This window comes from Advenella sp. S44, from assembly GCF_002810445.1.
In the GTDB taxonomy this organism is placed as follows: domain Bacteria; phylum Pseudomonadota; class Gammaproteobacteria; order Burkholderiales; family Burkholderiaceae_B; genus Advenella.
Genome location: NZ_NEXS01000003.1, coordinates 1177492 through 1192649, shown reverse-complemented (window position 1 = coordinate 1192649; position 15158 = coordinate 1177492). Strand labels below are relative to the sequence as shown.

The following is a 15158-nucleotide window of genomic DNA, read 5'->3' as shown; positions in this document are numbered from 1 at the left end:
GGTTATTTACTGGTCACGGCCGCCTCGGACGTCCGTATATAACCGCATGGCATTTGGCCAGCTTTCTTGCTACTATTGTTTCAATCAACTATTGCTGCGCAGCAACATATTCTCGCCTCTTGGCGATTCTTAACAGGCAACTGCGCACACTTTCACACGATTAACCGTGCTGAGTGTTAGAATTTTCATTGAACGCCAACCTTCGTTGGATATGGACAGACTATGATTATGCTTTACCAGCTCCATGAGCTAACCCGCAGCTTTCTTTCGCCGATGGCCTCGTTCACACAAATCGGCTCAAACCTGTTCACCAACCCGTTCAGTCCTTACACCTATCTTCCCCTGTCAAAAAACATAGCGGCCAGCTTCGAGCTGTTCCACCGTCTGGGCAAGGATTACGAAAAGCCGGAATGGAATATCGACACGGTCACGGTGGGAAATAAAAAAAGCGCTGTCACCCTCACCACCACGCTGGCCAAGCCATTCTGTAACCTGATTCACTTCGAACGCGAACACAGCAAAAACCCGAACGGCGACCCCAAAGTGCTTATCGTGGCCCCGCTGTCGGGCCACCACGCCACGCTTTTGCGCGATACGGTCAAAACCATGCTCACCGGTTTCGATGTGTACATCACAGACTGGATTGATGCCCGCATGGTGCCGCCCAGCAAAGGAGCGTTCCACCTGGACGACTACGTCGATTATGTACGCGAATTCATCCATGTGGTAGGCCCCGGCATGCATATCATGTCGGTATGCCAGCCCACTGTGCCGGTGCTGGCAGCAGTATCGCTCATGGCATCCGCAGGCGAACACGACGCCATGCCCAGATCCATGGTCATGATGGGCGGCCCCATCGACACACGCCTGTCGCCCACACAGGTCAACAGCCTGGCAGATTCCAATCCGTACTCCTGGTTCGAAAACAAGCTGATCCACGTCGTGCCCGGACGCTACCCGGGCGCTGGGCGCAAGGTGTACCCGGGCTTTCTGCAACATGCAGGCTTTGTCGCCATGAATCCGGACAAGCATATGGAAGCGCATTATGACTTCTATATGAACCTGATGTCCGATCAGTTGTCAGAGGCCGAACACCATCGGCGCTTTTATGATGAATACAATGCCGTACTGGATTTGCCCGCCGAATATTATCTGGACACCATTCGCGTCGTATTCCAGGACCATTTGCTACCTAAAGGCGAATGGAAAGTCCGTGATCAACGGGTCAGACCCCAGGACATTACCCGCACCCGTCTGCTGACCATTGAAGGCGAAAACGACGACATCACCGGCTATGGCCAGACCGAGGCGGCGCAGAAACTATGTTCGGGTCTGAAAAAAGCCGACAGGAAACACTTCCTGGCCAAAGGCTGCGGGCACTACGGCATTTTTTCCGGCTCAAAATGGAGAAAACAAATTTTCCCCGTGGTTGACGCCTTTATTACCGAAACCGAAGAAAAACACCGCATTCCCGAGAAAGCCACTGCCTGAGAGCAACTGGCGCTGTCATTTTCGGTACAATGAAGGGGACGTGGCTGCGGCTGCGTTCTTTTCTTATTACCCCTATGAATCACGCCCTCCTCATCGACCGCATAGACGCGGTACTTCCTCAAACGCAATGCACCCAATGCGGCTACGACGGCTGTCGTCCGTACGCGCAGGCACTGGCCGAAGGCACAACGCCAATTAACCGTTGCCCTCCGGGCGGCGACGCAGGCGTCGCAAAACTGGCTGCCGTGCTGGATACGCCGATTCTGCCGCTGGATCCGTCCTGTGGACAGCCAGGCCCCCTGCTGCTGGCCGTTATCGATGAAGCGCATTGCATAGGCTGTACGCTATGCATTCAGGCCTGTCCTGTAGATGCCATCATGGGCGCCAACAAATTCATGCACACAGTCATTCCCGACCTATGCTCGGGCTGCGATCTGTGCGTTGCCCCGTGTCCCGTGGACTGCATTACCATGGTTCAGGCCAAACGCGAGTGGACGCAGAACGACGCCGACGCCGCCCGAACACGACATGAACAACGGGCGCAGCGTCTGCAACGCGAGGCCATTGAGAAAGAAGAGCGCATGCGCCACGCAAGTGCCCAGGCCGCCCTTGGCGGCGAACCGGCACGTTCCGGCGCCAGCCATTGTGCACCTGTAGCCGACACCACTGCGAACGAGGCATCCGGCGCAGGATCGGGCCCGCCATCAGCTGAAGAAGCCAAAAAAGCCGCTATTGCGCTGGCGCTGCAACGGGCGCGCGCACGCCGCAAAACAACAAGCCCCTCGGGCAACGACGCATGAACGCAGAAAAACGCAAACGCATTTTCGAGCGGCTGGCCGCTGCCAATGCCAATCCCACAACCGAGCTCGAATACGAAAACACATTCCAGTTGCTGATCGCCGTTTTGCTGTCGGCGCAGGCAACCGACAGATCGGTCAACCTGGCCACCCGCCATATTTTCGATATCTGCAAAACGCCCCAAGATATCCTGGACATGGGCCTGGAGACCTTTACCGAAAAAATTCGCACGATCGGGCTTTACAAAACCAAGGCAAAAAACGCACTGGCAACCTGTGCCATCCTGCAAGCGCAATACCAGGGCGTGGTGCCCGACACGCGCGAAGCGCTGGAAGCGCTGCCCGGCGTGGGACGAAAAACCGCGAACGTTGTTCTCAATACCGCTTTTGGCCAGGCTGCCATGGCCGTAGACACGCATATTTTTCGCGTGTCAAATCGAACCGGCCTGGCGCCGGGCAAGAACGTACGGGAAGTCGAAGACAAACTGATGCGTTTCGTGCCAAAGGAATACCTGCTGGACGCGCATCACTGGCTGATTCTGCATGGCAGGTATATCTGCGTGGCGCGCGCGCCCAAGTGTGCGCAATGCGGGATTGAAGACCTGTGTGAATTCAAAGAAAAGAATTTGGCGAGCGCTGAGCGTCGATCAGCCAGAAAAACGGGCACAGCCCGGCCGGCAAAGAAGGCCGCATTAAAAAGACCGTAAAACCGGTCAAAAAGACGCTGAAAAAAGCGGCATAACAGGCTGTTAACACCTTTGTGTTCTATGGCCGAAGAGCTGGCAGCCCCATTTTGCTTTTGCAAAAACGTTTGTAAGACTTGCCTTGTGCCCTCTTTTATCATCCGCACACTATCGGATTCGTGCACTTGGGTGACGCCTTGGCTCACACGGGCTGCCAATGTCAGGCGACTCACTCGCCCTGTCTTCGCCTTTTCGGCCGCCAGGGCGGTGCGCCGGCTGCTTGTGGGTGTATGACCCTTAAAAGCTGCTGGAATTTCGGACACTGCATATGACTGGGCGCCGAACAATCAGCCACATGTCGCAAGGTATCCCGCAGCGCCTTTAAGCGGCGGACCTGATTTTCAATCGCATCGGCACGTTCATGCAGAATGGGACGCGACAGGTTCGGTGACCCATCCTGGCGGAACATTCCCTTGATCTGTTCCAGAGAAAAACCGGCAGCCTTTCCCAATGATATCAAGGCCAGTTGAGTAAGCGTTTGCTCATCGTACTGGCGCCTAAGACCATGCCGCGCGCAGGAATGAATCAATCCGAGTTCTTCATAGTAACGTAAGGTCGAAGGCGGCACGCCACTGCTTTGAGACAGCGCGGCAATATCAATCAGATTCATGGCTTGACTTAAAGTTGGCTTGAAGTTGCATAATACTTGCCACGACATCTGCAGGCAAGGAAAAATCATGCATGGACTTCCCGGGAAACAAACAACGACACTCATATTGATGGCACTGGCTGGTGCAATGCTGCTGGCATCACTTGGGGTCAGTATCGCCACGGTGGCGCTGCCCGCCCTCACGCGGGATTTCAACGCAACGCTGCCCGCCGTGCAATGGGTCATGCTTGCCTACCTAATCACAATCACAGTTGCAATCGTCCTGGCGGGCAAGCTCGGTGATCTTATCGGTCATCGACGCGTGCTCATCGTCGGGCTAACGCTTTTTATGTTGGCATCAGGACTTTGCGCGGCCGCGCCGACCCTGGACATGCTGGTACTGGGGCGGGTGGTTCAGGGCGTGGGTGGCGCAACTCTGATGGCATTGCCCATCTCGATTGCGCATGAGTTCGTGGCCAAGGAGCGGATCGGCTCAGCGATGGGGTTATTCGGGACCATGTCCGCCATCGGCACCGCCCTGGGTCCCTCGCTCGGGGGTGTGCTCATTGGCAATATGGGCTGGCGCGCAGCGTTCATCATGCTGGCTATTCTTGGCGCCGGTCTCTTGATATTTGCAGGCAGGGTCATCCCGGCTGTAACGAGCGACAGAAGCCCGAGCGCCGCCTCACCAGACTGGGTGGGTGCCACCTTGCTGACGGCAACGCTCATTCTGTACGGACTAGGCACGGTCGGCGGCGACAGCAATACGGCAATGCGCTCAACCCTGCTATTGGTGTGCGCCGCCGGCGCGCTTGTCCTGTTTATTCGGGTCCAGTCGCGCGTGCCCTCGCCTCTGGTCCCGCTCGCACACTTGCGCGATCCGCTTACCGGCACGGCGCTGCTGATGAATCTGCTGGTGTCCATTCCGATGATGGCCACCTTGGTAATTGGTCCTTTTTTCCTGTCCTTCGGGCTTGGTTTAAGCGAAGCCGGAATCGGTCTGGTGATGGCCGTCGGTCCGTTGATGGCAGCCGTCTCCGGGGTACCCGCGGGTCGCCTGGCCGACCGCATTGGCGCGCAGCGCACGCGCATGGCCGGCCTGATCCAGACCACGCTCGGTCTGATTGCGCTGGCCTATTTTCCGCGGTTGCTGGGCGTCGCCGGCTATATCATGGCGCTGGTACTGCTAACCCCTGGCTTTCAGCTCTTTCTGGCAGCCAACAGTACTGTCATCATGCTAGGCGCATCCCAGGCGCAACGCGGCTTGCTCTCGGGATTGCTGGGATTATCACGCAATCTGGGATTGATGACCGGCGCATCGCTCATGTCTGGCGTGTTCGCCATGGCACTTGGACCACAGGGCATTGCCGACACTGCGGCAGACGGTGTTGCCCGGGCCTTTACAATCACATTTGTGATTATCGCAGGAATCTGTCTGCTAGCCCTTACTCTGTCCTGGTGCATACGCCGGGCGCAATCAAAGCAGTACGGAGCATAATGCAAGGGCCCTGCCAAGCGCTATGTGATGGGGCAAGTCGACCCGCCATCTTGGATACGTACATGACACAGCCTTGCGTGTTGGGCCTTGGTAGCCCCCTTCTCCGCTTGCAGATTTATCGCGAACGCACAAGCATAGTCAGTGGTCGAAGTCTCGGAACATCGATATTGAGTTTCTTAAAAAACCAATAAACGTTAAGAAAATAGTCCGCTTAAATCGATACACTATTTTTCGCCAAACCGATATGACGAACTTTAGTCTTTATCAATCGACATCAAGCAAAGTACAGATCAGGCAATATGGAGGTCCGGGTCCCGCATAACCATAACGACTTCATTCTCGATTTAAAGAAATTTTCTATCATTCTGTGAAAACTTCGACATCAGCGCGGCTTAGCACCCCGCCCGCGTCACCTGTCCCCATCTTGAAATTTGGAACCGTCCTGCGCTTGAGTGCTATCGCTGTGACCCAATCCCAGATAACTTTGCGCCACCTTGGGATCGGCGCGCAAAATCTGCGATGAGCCCTCCATCGCGACCTCGCCCATCTCCAGCACATAGCCGTAATCAGAGGCCTGCAATGCCGCACGCGCATTCTGTTCAACAAGCAATATCGATACGCCGGTTTCACGCAAGCGCAGGATAATGCGAAACACTTCCTGCACCACGCGCGGCGCCAGTCCCAAGCTGGGTTCATCAAGCATCAGCACCGTGGGTCTTGCCATCATCGCCCGTCCTACTGCCAGCATTTGCCGCTCGCCGCCCGAAAGCGTGCCGGCGCGCTGCTCGCGTCGCTCCAGCAAACGCGGAAACAGCTGATAAACCTGATCCAGCGTATCGCGCCAGCCGGCAACACGCTGCCGATACTGGCGAAACCCGCCAAGCAGCAAATTGTCCTGCACCGACATACTGGTGAATAACTCGCGTTTTTCGGGTACCAGACACAGGCCCGCGGCGACGCGTTCTTCCACCGGCATGCGACTGATATCCTGGCCTTGGTAAAGAATACGACCCTGGGCACGCCCGGTGGTGGGCAATGCGCCCATGAGAGTATTGAGCAGCGTTGACTTGCCGGCGCCGTTAGCGCCGATCACGGTGACCACCTGCCCCTGATCCATGCCCAGAGACACCTCGGTGACGGCGCGCACTTTGCCATACTGTGCGCTGATCTTATGGGTTTCCAATAGCCGGCTCATGCGCGCACTCCGATGTTGTCCGCCGTATCGTCATTAATTTCATCTGCGATAGCCGCGTCGTCTATCCCACCCAGATAGGCCTGCAGCACTTTGTCATTCTGCTGAATTTGAGATGGCGTGCCTTCTGCAATTTTTGTGCCGAAATCCATGACCACCAGATGGTTGGTCAGTTTCATCACAAAATCCATATCGTGTTCGACCAGCAGAATGCTCATGCCTTCGTCACGCAATGCCGAGAGCACCGCAGCCAGTTCCCGTTTTTCCATATAGCGTAGGCCCGCCGCTGGCTCATCCAGCAACAGCAGTGTCGGATCAAGCGCCAGGGCCCTGGCTACTTCCACAATACGCTGTTTACCCAGCGACAGATTGCCTGCCAACTCGAACAGGCAGTCGCCCAGCCCAACCCGCTCCAGCTGCGTGGCCGCTTCGCGCAGCAAAGCCGCTTCGTCGTGCCGATCCAGTCGCAAGATACTGCGTATTGCCCCGGCAGAGCAACGCAGGTGCGCACCCAGGGCGACATTTTCCAGCACACTCATCTGCGGCAGCAATTGAGTATGCTGAAAGGTCCGGGCAATCCCCAGGCGGGCAATCTGTTGTGCGCTCGCCGATTTCAAGGGTTTGCCCCGAAAGGCAATAGACCCGTTGGTCAGTGGCATGACGCCGGTAATCAGATTAAACGTTGTGCTTTTGCCTGCGCCGTTGGGGCCGATCAGGCCAACGATCTGGCCGGCGTCAACACAGAACGAGATATCATTGACCGCCACCAGTCCGCCAAACTCCTTGCGGGCCGCCTCTACTTTCAATAGCGGCGCGCTATTGTCCGCTGCACCATTAGACTTAGGGTCTTTATGTGCTCCGTCATGTCCCGGCGAAGCATGTCCCGGCCCGCCGTTACTCGCTCCGCCATGCCCTGGTTTCCCGTTTTTCTCCAGCAAGTCGGCATGACTCCACCACTGTGCGGCGGGAGCGGCCGTTGCTTTGCGTTTATCGGCAGCGCCGGAAAAAAACCGAGTCACGATAGGCCATAGTCCTTCACGCGCATGATGCAGCACAAGCACGACCAGCACACCGAAAACAATCAGCTCGAAGTTGGTCGAGGTATCGAACAGGCGCGGCGCAATGTCCTGGATCTGGTCTTTCAGTGTCAGGATCACCGCCGCGCCGAAAATGCCACCCCAGACCGAGGACACACTGCCCACCACCATCATGAACAGATATTCAATGCCGTAGTTGATACCGAAAGTGCTGGGGCTAACCGCTCGCTGCTCGTGGGCATACAGCCAGCCGGCCAGACCTGCCAGTACCGCCGCGTACACAAAGGCGATCACCTTATAATGGAACGTGTATATGCCGAAAGAAGCCGCCATTTTCTCGCCGTTTTTAATCGCACGAATGGCGCGACCGCTGCGTGAATCCAGCAGATTGATTGCGGTCCATGCCGCCAGCAGCACCATCAGCCAGATCAGATAATAAATACTCTGGGCCTGCAGCAGCCGATAGCCAAAGAGCGAAATTGGCGGGATACCAGGGATGCCGTCGTGCCGCCCAAGAAACGGCATATTCCCGTACAAATAGTAGAAAATCAGACATACCGCGATCGTCGCCAGCGACAGGTAATGTCCCGACAGACGCAATGTCACCTGCGCCAGTACAAACGCCAGCAGCAAGGTCAGCACAATGCCCAGCACCAGCCCTAGCCAGGGCGAGCCGCCCATGGTGGCAGTCAGCCATGCGGTTGCGTAGGCCCCAATACCCACAAACGTGGCCTGCCCGAATGAAGTCAGGCCGCCCACGCCAGTGAGCACAACCAGCCCGATCACGACCAGACTGGCAATACCGATCGCATTGAGTTGATTGATCCAGAATTCGGGCACGCCGGGCACGATCGGCAACAGGGCGAGCAGCAAAATGAAAACCAGTACGGGCCATTTTTTCATGGCTTACTCTTCTTCGTCGTGACGGTTTGTCACGGACAGAATCAACAATATCGGAATGATCAGCGCGAAAACAATCACTTCTTTATACTCACTTGCCCAGAATGTCGAAAACGATTCAATGATGCCCACCAGCAGCGCGCCGACGGCAGCGATCGGATAGCTCACCAATCCGCCGATGATGGCGCCGACAAATCCCTTGAGCCCGATCATAAAGCCGGTCTCGTAAGTAATGGAGATGAACGAGACAATCATGATGCCCGAGAGCACGCCCACGATGGACGACAACAGGAAAGTCAGAAAGCCCGACATACTGGTGCTGATGCCGACCAGCCGCGCGCCGCGACGGTTCACGGCAGTCGCACGCAAAGCCTTGCCATACAGGGTATAGCCGAAGAACAGCCACAATGCCACAATGATTACCGCTGTCATTGCAATCACAAAGAGGCTTTGAAACGTCCAGCTCAAGCCGAACAGCTCCAGTTGCCCGTCGAAGAACGGCTGTGCCACCAGGCGCCCCTCTGCCCCAAAAAAAGCCAGGCCCATGCCAACAAATACAAAGTGCACGGCGATGGAAATCACAAAGAGCGCCAGCACCGAACTGTCGGCCATCGACTCATAAGCAAGCTTGTAAAGCATGGGCCCGAGCGGGACGACCAGCAGCAATGTCATTAATGCCTTGACCCACAGCGACGGCGTGGCGCCGAGGATGGCAGGTACCGCAAAAAACACGACCAGCGGGAAGACCAGGCAAAACAGTGCCGAGCGGACCAGCGTCATCACGGGCTTGCCATGAGAAACCAGCCACAGTTCACGCACGAATACCAACAGGCCGGCGGCGACCAGCAACCAGCGAGTCCCAGGCACCTGATTGTCTGCCAGAACAGCAAAGGTGAGCGCCCCGTAGGTCACGAACTCGCCTTGCACAATCAAAATAATGCGCGTAACAGCAAACACCAATACCAGTGATACTGCCAGCAATGCATAAATGACGCCCGTCACCAGCCCGTCTTGCATCAGAATCTTTGCGATTGACCAGTCCATTATCTTTCCGGTTGTATCCCTTGTCTCCCAGCGCTCAGTTCAGATCCTGGGCAAATTGCCATTGGCCGTTTTTGACGCGCAACAATACCCGCGCCCGCTCATCCAGCCCGGCGTGGTCTTTAGCGGACATATTGAATACACCATGCACGCCGACCACTTCCTTGCTGCTTTCCAGGGCATCACGCAGCGCCACACGAAAGCCTTCGGTGCCAGGCGTGGCGCCAGTGGCCAGTGCCTTGGGGATGGCCGCCGCAACCAGCGCGCCGGCATCGTTCATATGTCCGCCAAAACCGCTGACCGATCCCTTGCCGTACTGCGCCTCGTATTTCTGGGTGTAATCCAGGCCGGTCGCGCGCATCGGATTGGTCTGCGGTAACTGGTCCGCGACCAGAATCGGGCCTGCCGGCAATATCAATCCTTCGCAGGCGCTGCCGCACATTTTCAGAAACTCGCTGTTGCCGGCGCCATGGGTCTGGTAGATCTGGCCCTTGAACCCGCGCTGCTTAAGTTCACGCTGCGGCAGAGCTGCCGCGGTGCCTGAACCCGCGATCAGGATGGAATCCGGTTTTGCGGCAAGCAATTTGAGCACCTGGCCGGTCACGCTGGTATCGGGTCGCGCATAGCTTTCCGTTGCCACGATTTCTATTTGCTTGCCCTGCAGCGCATTTTTCAGCTCCTTGAGCCAGTTCTGTCCATAGGCGTCCGAAAAACCGATGAAGCCGATTTTTTTCATTCCGGCTTTCTCCATGGCCTCTACCACAGCGCTGGCCATCAGCACATCGTTCTGTGGCGTTTTGAATGACCACTGTCTTGCGCCTTCTACAGGTTCAACGATGCTGGCGCTGGCCGCCAGGCTGATCATCGCCACCTTCTTTTCGGCCGCCACGTCGATCATTGCCAGCGAGCCAGGTGTGGCCGTTGTGCCGATAATCACATCTGCATTATTCTCGCTGATCAGCTTGCGCATATTGCGCACGGCCAGCGTCGCATCGGTTGCATCGTCAAGAATGGTATAGTTGACCGTCGTCTTTCCGATCTGCCGTGGCAGCAGTGCCACCGTATTGCGCTCGGCCATGCCCAGCGACGCCGCCGGGCCGGTTGCAGATACGACAACGCCAACATTCACAGTGCTCTGTTGGGCAAATACAGACGCAGCGGTGGCAGAAAGCGCAACAGCCAGTAAAGGGCACAGGAACTTTTTCATGATTTGTCTCTCAAATATTGTGATTTCGCTTTATTACAATTGTCTGTCAATCACCGATTGCACGTTATAGTCCCAAGATACGGACAATAATATGTCACACTTAAACGCGTAATCATACAGTTTTGTCCAGGCAATTCAGGAATGTCGCGCCAATTTACTCTAAAATAGAGTAGTTACAGCCTGCATTTTTGAATACGCGGTTCACAGCTTTACAGGCAAGTGCTGTATCAGCGCTGCAGGCAGTCGCTTTAATGAAACCCGGTACGGTGCATCAACACGATTTCGATAGCCCCGACTGTTTTTGATGTAAAGGTCACCATTGAAAGTCATCAAGTCCGAACAGCAATGGCGTGAACTGCTTTCTCCGGAAAGCTATCATGTCACGCGGCAGAAAGGCACCGAACGCGCCTTCACCGGAGAATACTGGGATCATTTTCAGCCCGGCGTCTATACGTGCGTCGCCTGTGGTACGCCGCTGTTTGCATCAGACACGAAATTTGACGCCGGCTGCGGCTGGCCCAGCTATTTCGAGCCTCTTAATCCCCAAAATGTCCGCGAAGAAGTCGACACTTCCCACGGCATGACTCGCACCGAAGTGCTGTGTAATGTCTGCGACGCCCATCTTGGCCATGTGTTTCCCGACGGCCCTGCTCCCACCGGTCTGCGTTATTGCATCAATTCGCTGTCCCTTCGCTTTGATCCCGTAGAATGAAAAAACTCCTGTTCGATTTTTTCCCACTGGTCCTGTTCTTTGTGGCCTACAAGGTTGCCGATATTTACGTGGCCACCAAGGTTGCCATTGTCTGCAGCGTCCTTCAGATCGTGTGGCTTAAATTGCGTGGCCGCCCGATTGAAGCCACCAACTGGATGAATGTAATCATCATCTCGGTGTTTGGCGGCGCCACCATTTATTTCCATAACGATACCTTTGTCAAATGGAAACCAACCGTGCTTTACTGGATGTTTGCCCTGATCCTGCTGGGCGCGCGTCTGCTGATGAATAAAAACGTATTGCGTAAAATGCTCGCCACGCAAATGAGCCTGCCGGACCGTATCTGGGACCGTCTGTCCGATAGCTGGGCCGGCTTTTTCCTGTTTGCCGGCGCCATCAATTTGGCAGTGGCCTTTTCCGGTTACTTTACACAGGACCAATGGGTCACCTTCAAGGCCTTCGGCATGACCGTGCTGTTGGTTATTTTTGCGATTGGCCAATCAGTCTGGCTCGGACGTCATATGCAGGAGACGCCCGTCACCCCAGGACCCGCGACCCTGCCGGAGAAAACCCATGACTGACCAAGATCGCATTGCCCTTATCCGTGAGCGTCTGGCATCGCTGGAGCCGTTGTCACTGGATATAGAAGACGAGTCTCATCTGCACATAGGGCACGCAGGCGCCAGCAATGGCGCAGGCCACTACCGGCTCAGCATTCGGTCGGCCCGGTTCAATGGCCTGTCCCGAGTCGCCAGCCAGCGTCTGGTCTATGACGCCCTGGGCGACTTGATCCCCTATCCGATTCATGCTCTGTCCATACAGACCCAACCGATTTCTTAACCAAAAGGAAAACTATGAAACGTTTTATTTTACTCGCTGTAACTTGCGCCATGACAGTACCGGCCCTGGCCCAGAACGTGGCCACTGTGAATGGTAAAACCATTACCAAAGATCAGGTAGATACGGCGGTGAAAACGCTCATTGCCCGCGGCGCGACAGACAGTCCTGCGCTACGTGAACAGATTACAGAACAGTTGATTAACAGTGCCGTGTTAGCCCAGGAAGCGGAAAAACAGGGCGTTGACAAAGATCCCGAAGTTCAGTTCGCGATCGAAAACGCCCGTCAGGAAATTCTGATTGGTTCCATGATGCGCGATTGGGCCAAGACGCATCCGGTCAGCGACGATGATATCAAGAAAGCCTACGAGGAATTCAAGACTCAATCAGACGGTGAGAACGAGTATCAGGTCAAGCATATTCTGGTCAAGGACGAAACGGCTGCCAACAACCTGCTGAAGGACATCAAGGCCAAGAAAGTCAGTTTTGCTGATGCGGCTCAGAAAAACTCAATTGATCCAGGTAGCGGCAAAAAAGGTGGCGATCTGGGCTGGGCACCTGCCGAGAACTACGTACCTGAATTTGCCGAAGCCGTAAAGGCCGCCAAAAAAGGAGAGTTGCTGGATAAGCCGGTAAAAAGCCAGTTCGGCTGGCATATCATTGAAGTGACCGACTCTCGTCCGGTTAAAGTGCCAAGCCTGGAAGAAGCCAAACCGCAAATCAGTCAAATGCTCAGCCAGCAATCGCTGCAAGAGCAAATGAAAAAATTGCGCGATGAAGCCAAGATCGAGAAAACCGCGACAGAAGATTCTGCTGAAAAACCCGATGCTGCGCCCGCAGTAGAAGCACCGAAACAGTAAGCACTTGTAAACCGGGTCGGTGATTCGACTGACCCATTTACTGACGGTTATCCCTCAACTGCCAAGCAGATTTTTGCCAGTTGGGGGATTTTTATTGCCTGTTCGCCGCGCCAGTATTGGACGTATTTGGTTTAGCTGTGTATCGAACGTATCAGACGCATCTGACGCGTGTCGGCTTGCCGAGCCGTATGGCCTTAGACCATATCAACCGTCGTTTTCCTTTAACAACTTCAGCAGACCGTCTTCATCCAGAATCGGCACCGATAGATCGCGGGCCTTTTCCAGTTTGCTGCCAGCCTCTTCTCCTGCCACAACGTAACTGGTCTTTTTTGACACACTACCGCTGACTTTGCCACCCGCTTCCATGATCAGTTTACCGGCCTCATCGCGTGTCAGCGTCGGCAACGTTCCGGTCAGTACAAACGTCTTGCCCTGCAGAACCGTGCTTTTGACCGATTCCGGCATCTTGACGGTCACCCCCGCATCGCGCAGGGCTTGCAGCACCGCAAGATTATGCGGTTCAGCGAAAAATGACCGCAGCGACTCGGCGACAACCGGCCCCACATCATTAACCTGAAGAAAAGCCGCCTCGTCGGCAGCGATTAGCGCATCAAGTGAACCGAAGTAACGCGCCAGATCGCGTGCGGTGGTCTCGCCCACATGCCGGATGCCCAGCGCATAGACAATACGGGACAATTCCACATGCTTGCTGGCTTCGATCGCCGCAATCAGGTTTTCTGCAGACTTGCGCCCCATGCGCTCCAGTCCCATGACCTTCTCTACCGACAGCGAATACAGGTCGGCAATTGAGCGGACCCAGTCATGGTCAACCAACTGGTCAATCAGCTTCTCGCCTAGCCCTTCGATATCCAGGGCCTTGCGCCCTGCAGCGTGAAGCAGGCTTTGCTTGCGCTGCGCTGCGCAAAAAAGACCACCCGTGCAGCGCGTTGCCGCCTCGTCGGGCAGGCGTTCGACCGCTGAACCACAGACTGGACACGATGTTGCCATGGCGAACAGCCGGGCATCGGCAGGTCGCAGTTCCAAAACCGGGCGAAGCACCTCGGGAATGACATCGCCTGCCCGGCGAACCACCACAGTATCGCCAATTCTGACGTCCTTGCGGCGTATTTCGTCTTCGTTGTGAAGCGTCGCATTGGTCACTGTGACGCCGCCCACAAAAACGGGTTGCAATCGAGCCACTGGGGTCAGCGCCCCCGTGCGCCCGACCTGCACTTCGATATCCAGCAGGCGGGTGGTCGCCTCTTCAGCGGCAAATTTGTGGGCCAGCGCAAAACGCGGCGCGCGCGAGACAAACCCGAGTTCAGTTTGAGCCTTCAGTGAATTGACTTTATAAACCACACCGTCAATGTCAAATGGTAGCGTGGCGCGAGATTGTGCGATCTCTTCATAAAAAGAGACAAGTTCATCCGGCCCCGTCACGCGCTCTCGGTATTTTCCGACGGATAACCCGAGGTCAGACAGCCAGTCTAGCATTCCCGAATGTGTTTCCGGCAAGGGCTTGGTCAGCCCGTCAAGCTGACCCCAGCCGTAGGCAAAAAATCGTAACGGCCGTTTGGCGGTCAACCGTGGATCAAGCTGGCGCAGGCTGCCGGCCGCGGCATTACGCGGATTGACAAAGGTCTTGTCGCCTGCTGCGGCTTGAAGCTGATTGAGTTTTTCAAAGTCGGCGCGATGCATAAGCACTTCGCCGCGCACTTCCAGCACTGCCGGAAAGCCGGCAGACAGCGTCAGCGGCACCGAGCGCAAGGTGCGGATATTGGCCGTCACGTCCTCGCCGGATAAGCCATCGCCGCGTGTCGCGGCTCGCACCAGGCGACCGTTCTCGTAGCGAATGCTTATGGCCAGGCCGTCCATTTTGACTTCACAGTTATATTCAACCTGTTGCGCCGGCCCAAGTAGTCCGGCGGCGCGCAGCGCGTCACAAACCCGCTTGTCAAACGCGGTCACTTCTTCAGTGCTAAATGCGTTGCCTAGCGACAGCATGGGCACGGCGTGGCGAACGCTTTCAAAAAAAGGTAATGGCGCGCTGCCCACGCGTTGTGAAGGCGAGTCGGCATTAATCCAGTCGGGATGCTCGGCCTCGATGGCCAGCAACCGCTGCATCAGGCCGTCAAATTGCGCATCAGTGACGGTGGGTGCATCCAGAACATGATAAGCGTGATTATGCGCGTTGATCTGCGCGCGCAGGCTCTCCAGTTCAGCCCGCAACTGTTGTTCTTTGTCCTGCGTCATG

At 55.9% G+C, this 15158-nt stretch carries 14 protein-coding genes; 8 read left to right on the top strand and 6 right to left on the bottom strand.

What is annotated here, in order from left to right; translation table 11 throughout:
• Positions 1-228 precede the first annotated feature (228 nt).
• From CAP48_RS09550 to nth, 3 genes are all read left to right on the top strand, one after another.
• Positions 229-1491 carry a polyhydroxyalkanoate depolymerase gene (locus CAP48_RS09550; RefSeq protein ID WP_100696760.1) on the top strand — a complete coding sequence of 421 codons (1263 nt, stop codon included), beginning with the start codon at positions 229-231 and terminating at the stop codon, positions 1489-1491.
• A 74-nt stretch (positions 1492-1565) separates the two neighbouring features.
• Positions 1566-2291: an electron transport complex subunit RsxB gene (gene rsxB / locus CAP48_RS09545; protein WP_242444377.1), complete on the top strand. Its 726-nt coding sequence runs from the start codon at positions 1566-1568 to the stop codon at positions 2289-2291.
• Entirely contained in the window at positions 2288-2995 is a 708-nt protein-coding gene (gene nth / locus CAP48_RS09540; protein WP_100695888.1) for an endonuclease III, read from the top strand. Before rsxB ends, nth begins: the two co-directional genes overlap by 4 nt.
• A gap of 205 nt (positions 2996-3200) precedes the next feature.
• On the opposite strand, the gene CAP48_RS09535 is transcribed toward nth, so the two are convergent.
• Positions 3201-3641, bottom strand: coding sequence for a helix-turn-helix domain-containing protein (locus tag CAP48_RS09535; protein ID WP_100696758.1), 441 nt, complete (start codon positions 3639-3641; stop codon positions 3201-3203).
• Between the two features lie 67 nt (positions 3642-3708).
• On the opposite strand from CAP48_RS09535, the gene CAP48_RS09530 reads away from it, so the two are divergent.
• Positions 3709-5118, top strand: a complete 1410-nt coding sequence (locus CAP48_RS09530; RefSeq protein ID WP_242444376.1) for an MFS transporter — start codon at positions 3709-3711, stop codon at positions 5116-5118.
• 409 nt (positions 5119-5527) lie between these two features.
• Here CAP48_RS09530 and CAP48_RS09525 read toward each other — a convergent pair whose 3' ends face one another.
• From CAP48_RS09525 to CAP48_RS09510, 4 genes are read right to left on the bottom strand one after another with little or no spacing between them, the layout of a single operon-like run.
• Complete coding sequence (locus CAP48_RS09525; RefSeq protein ID WP_100695886.1) at positions 5528-6313, bottom strand: ABC transporter ATP-binding protein; 786 nt, start codon at positions 6311-6313, stop codon at positions 5528-5530.
• Entirely contained in the window at positions 6310-8250 is a 1941-nt protein-coding gene (locus tag CAP48_RS09520) for an ATP-binding cassette domain-containing protein (RefSeq protein WP_100695884.1), read from the bottom strand. The genes CAP48_RS09525 and CAP48_RS09520 overlap by 4 nt, the downstream gene beginning before the upstream one ends.
• Before the next feature lie 3 nt (positions 8251-8253).
• Positions 8254-9291: a branched-chain amino acid ABC transporter permease gene (locus tag CAP48_RS09515; RefSeq protein ID WP_100695882.1), complete on the bottom strand. Its 1038-nt coding sequence runs from the start codon at positions 9289-9291 to the stop codon at positions 8254-8256.
• 34 nt (positions 9292-9325) lie between these two features.
• The gene (locus CAP48_RS09510; protein WP_100695880.1) at positions 9326-10495 is read right to left on the bottom strand and encodes an ABC transporter substrate-binding protein; all 1170 of its coding nucleotides are present in this window, start codon (positions 10493-10495) and stop codon (positions 9326-9328) included.
• A 319-nt stretch (positions 10496-10814) separates the two neighbouring features.
• Here CAP48_RS09510 and msrB point away from each other — a divergent pair, with 319 nt between their 5' ends.
• From msrB to CAP48_RS09490, 4 genes are read left to right on the top strand one after another with little or no spacing between them, the layout of a single operon-like run.
• Entirely contained in the window at positions 10815-11207 is a 393-nt protein-coding gene (gene msrB / locus CAP48_RS09505) for a peptide-methionine (R)-S-oxide reductase MsrB (protein WP_100695878.1), read from the top strand.
• On the top strand, positions 11204-11788 hold the full coding sequence (locus CAP48_RS09500; RefSeq protein WP_100695876.1) for a septation protein A: 585 nt from the start codon (positions 11204-11206) through the stop codon (positions 11786-11788). Before msrB ends, CAP48_RS09500 begins: the two co-directional genes overlap by 4 nt.
• Positions 11781-12047 (top strand): BolA family transcriptional regulator, encoded by a 267-nt coding sequence (locus tag CAP48_RS09495; protein ID WP_100695874.1) that lies wholly within the window; start codon positions 11781-11783, stop codon positions 12045-12047. Before CAP48_RS09500 ends, CAP48_RS09495 begins: the two co-directional genes overlap by 8 nt.
• A 14-nt stretch (positions 12048-12061) precedes the next feature.
• Positions 12062-12904 (top strand): peptidylprolyl isomerase, encoded by an 843-nt coding sequence (locus CAP48_RS09490; protein WP_100695872.1) that lies wholly within the window; start codon positions 12062-12064, stop codon positions 12902-12904.
• Positions 12905-13108: 204 nt separating this feature from the next.
• On the opposite strand, the gene ligA is transcribed toward CAP48_RS09490, so the two are convergent.
• Complete coding sequence (gene ligA / locus CAP48_RS09485) at positions 13109-15157, bottom strand: NAD-dependent DNA ligase LigA (RefSeq protein ID WP_100695870.1); 2049 nt, start codon at positions 15155-15157, stop codon at positions 13109-13111.
• Position 15158: the final 1 nt, after the last annotated feature.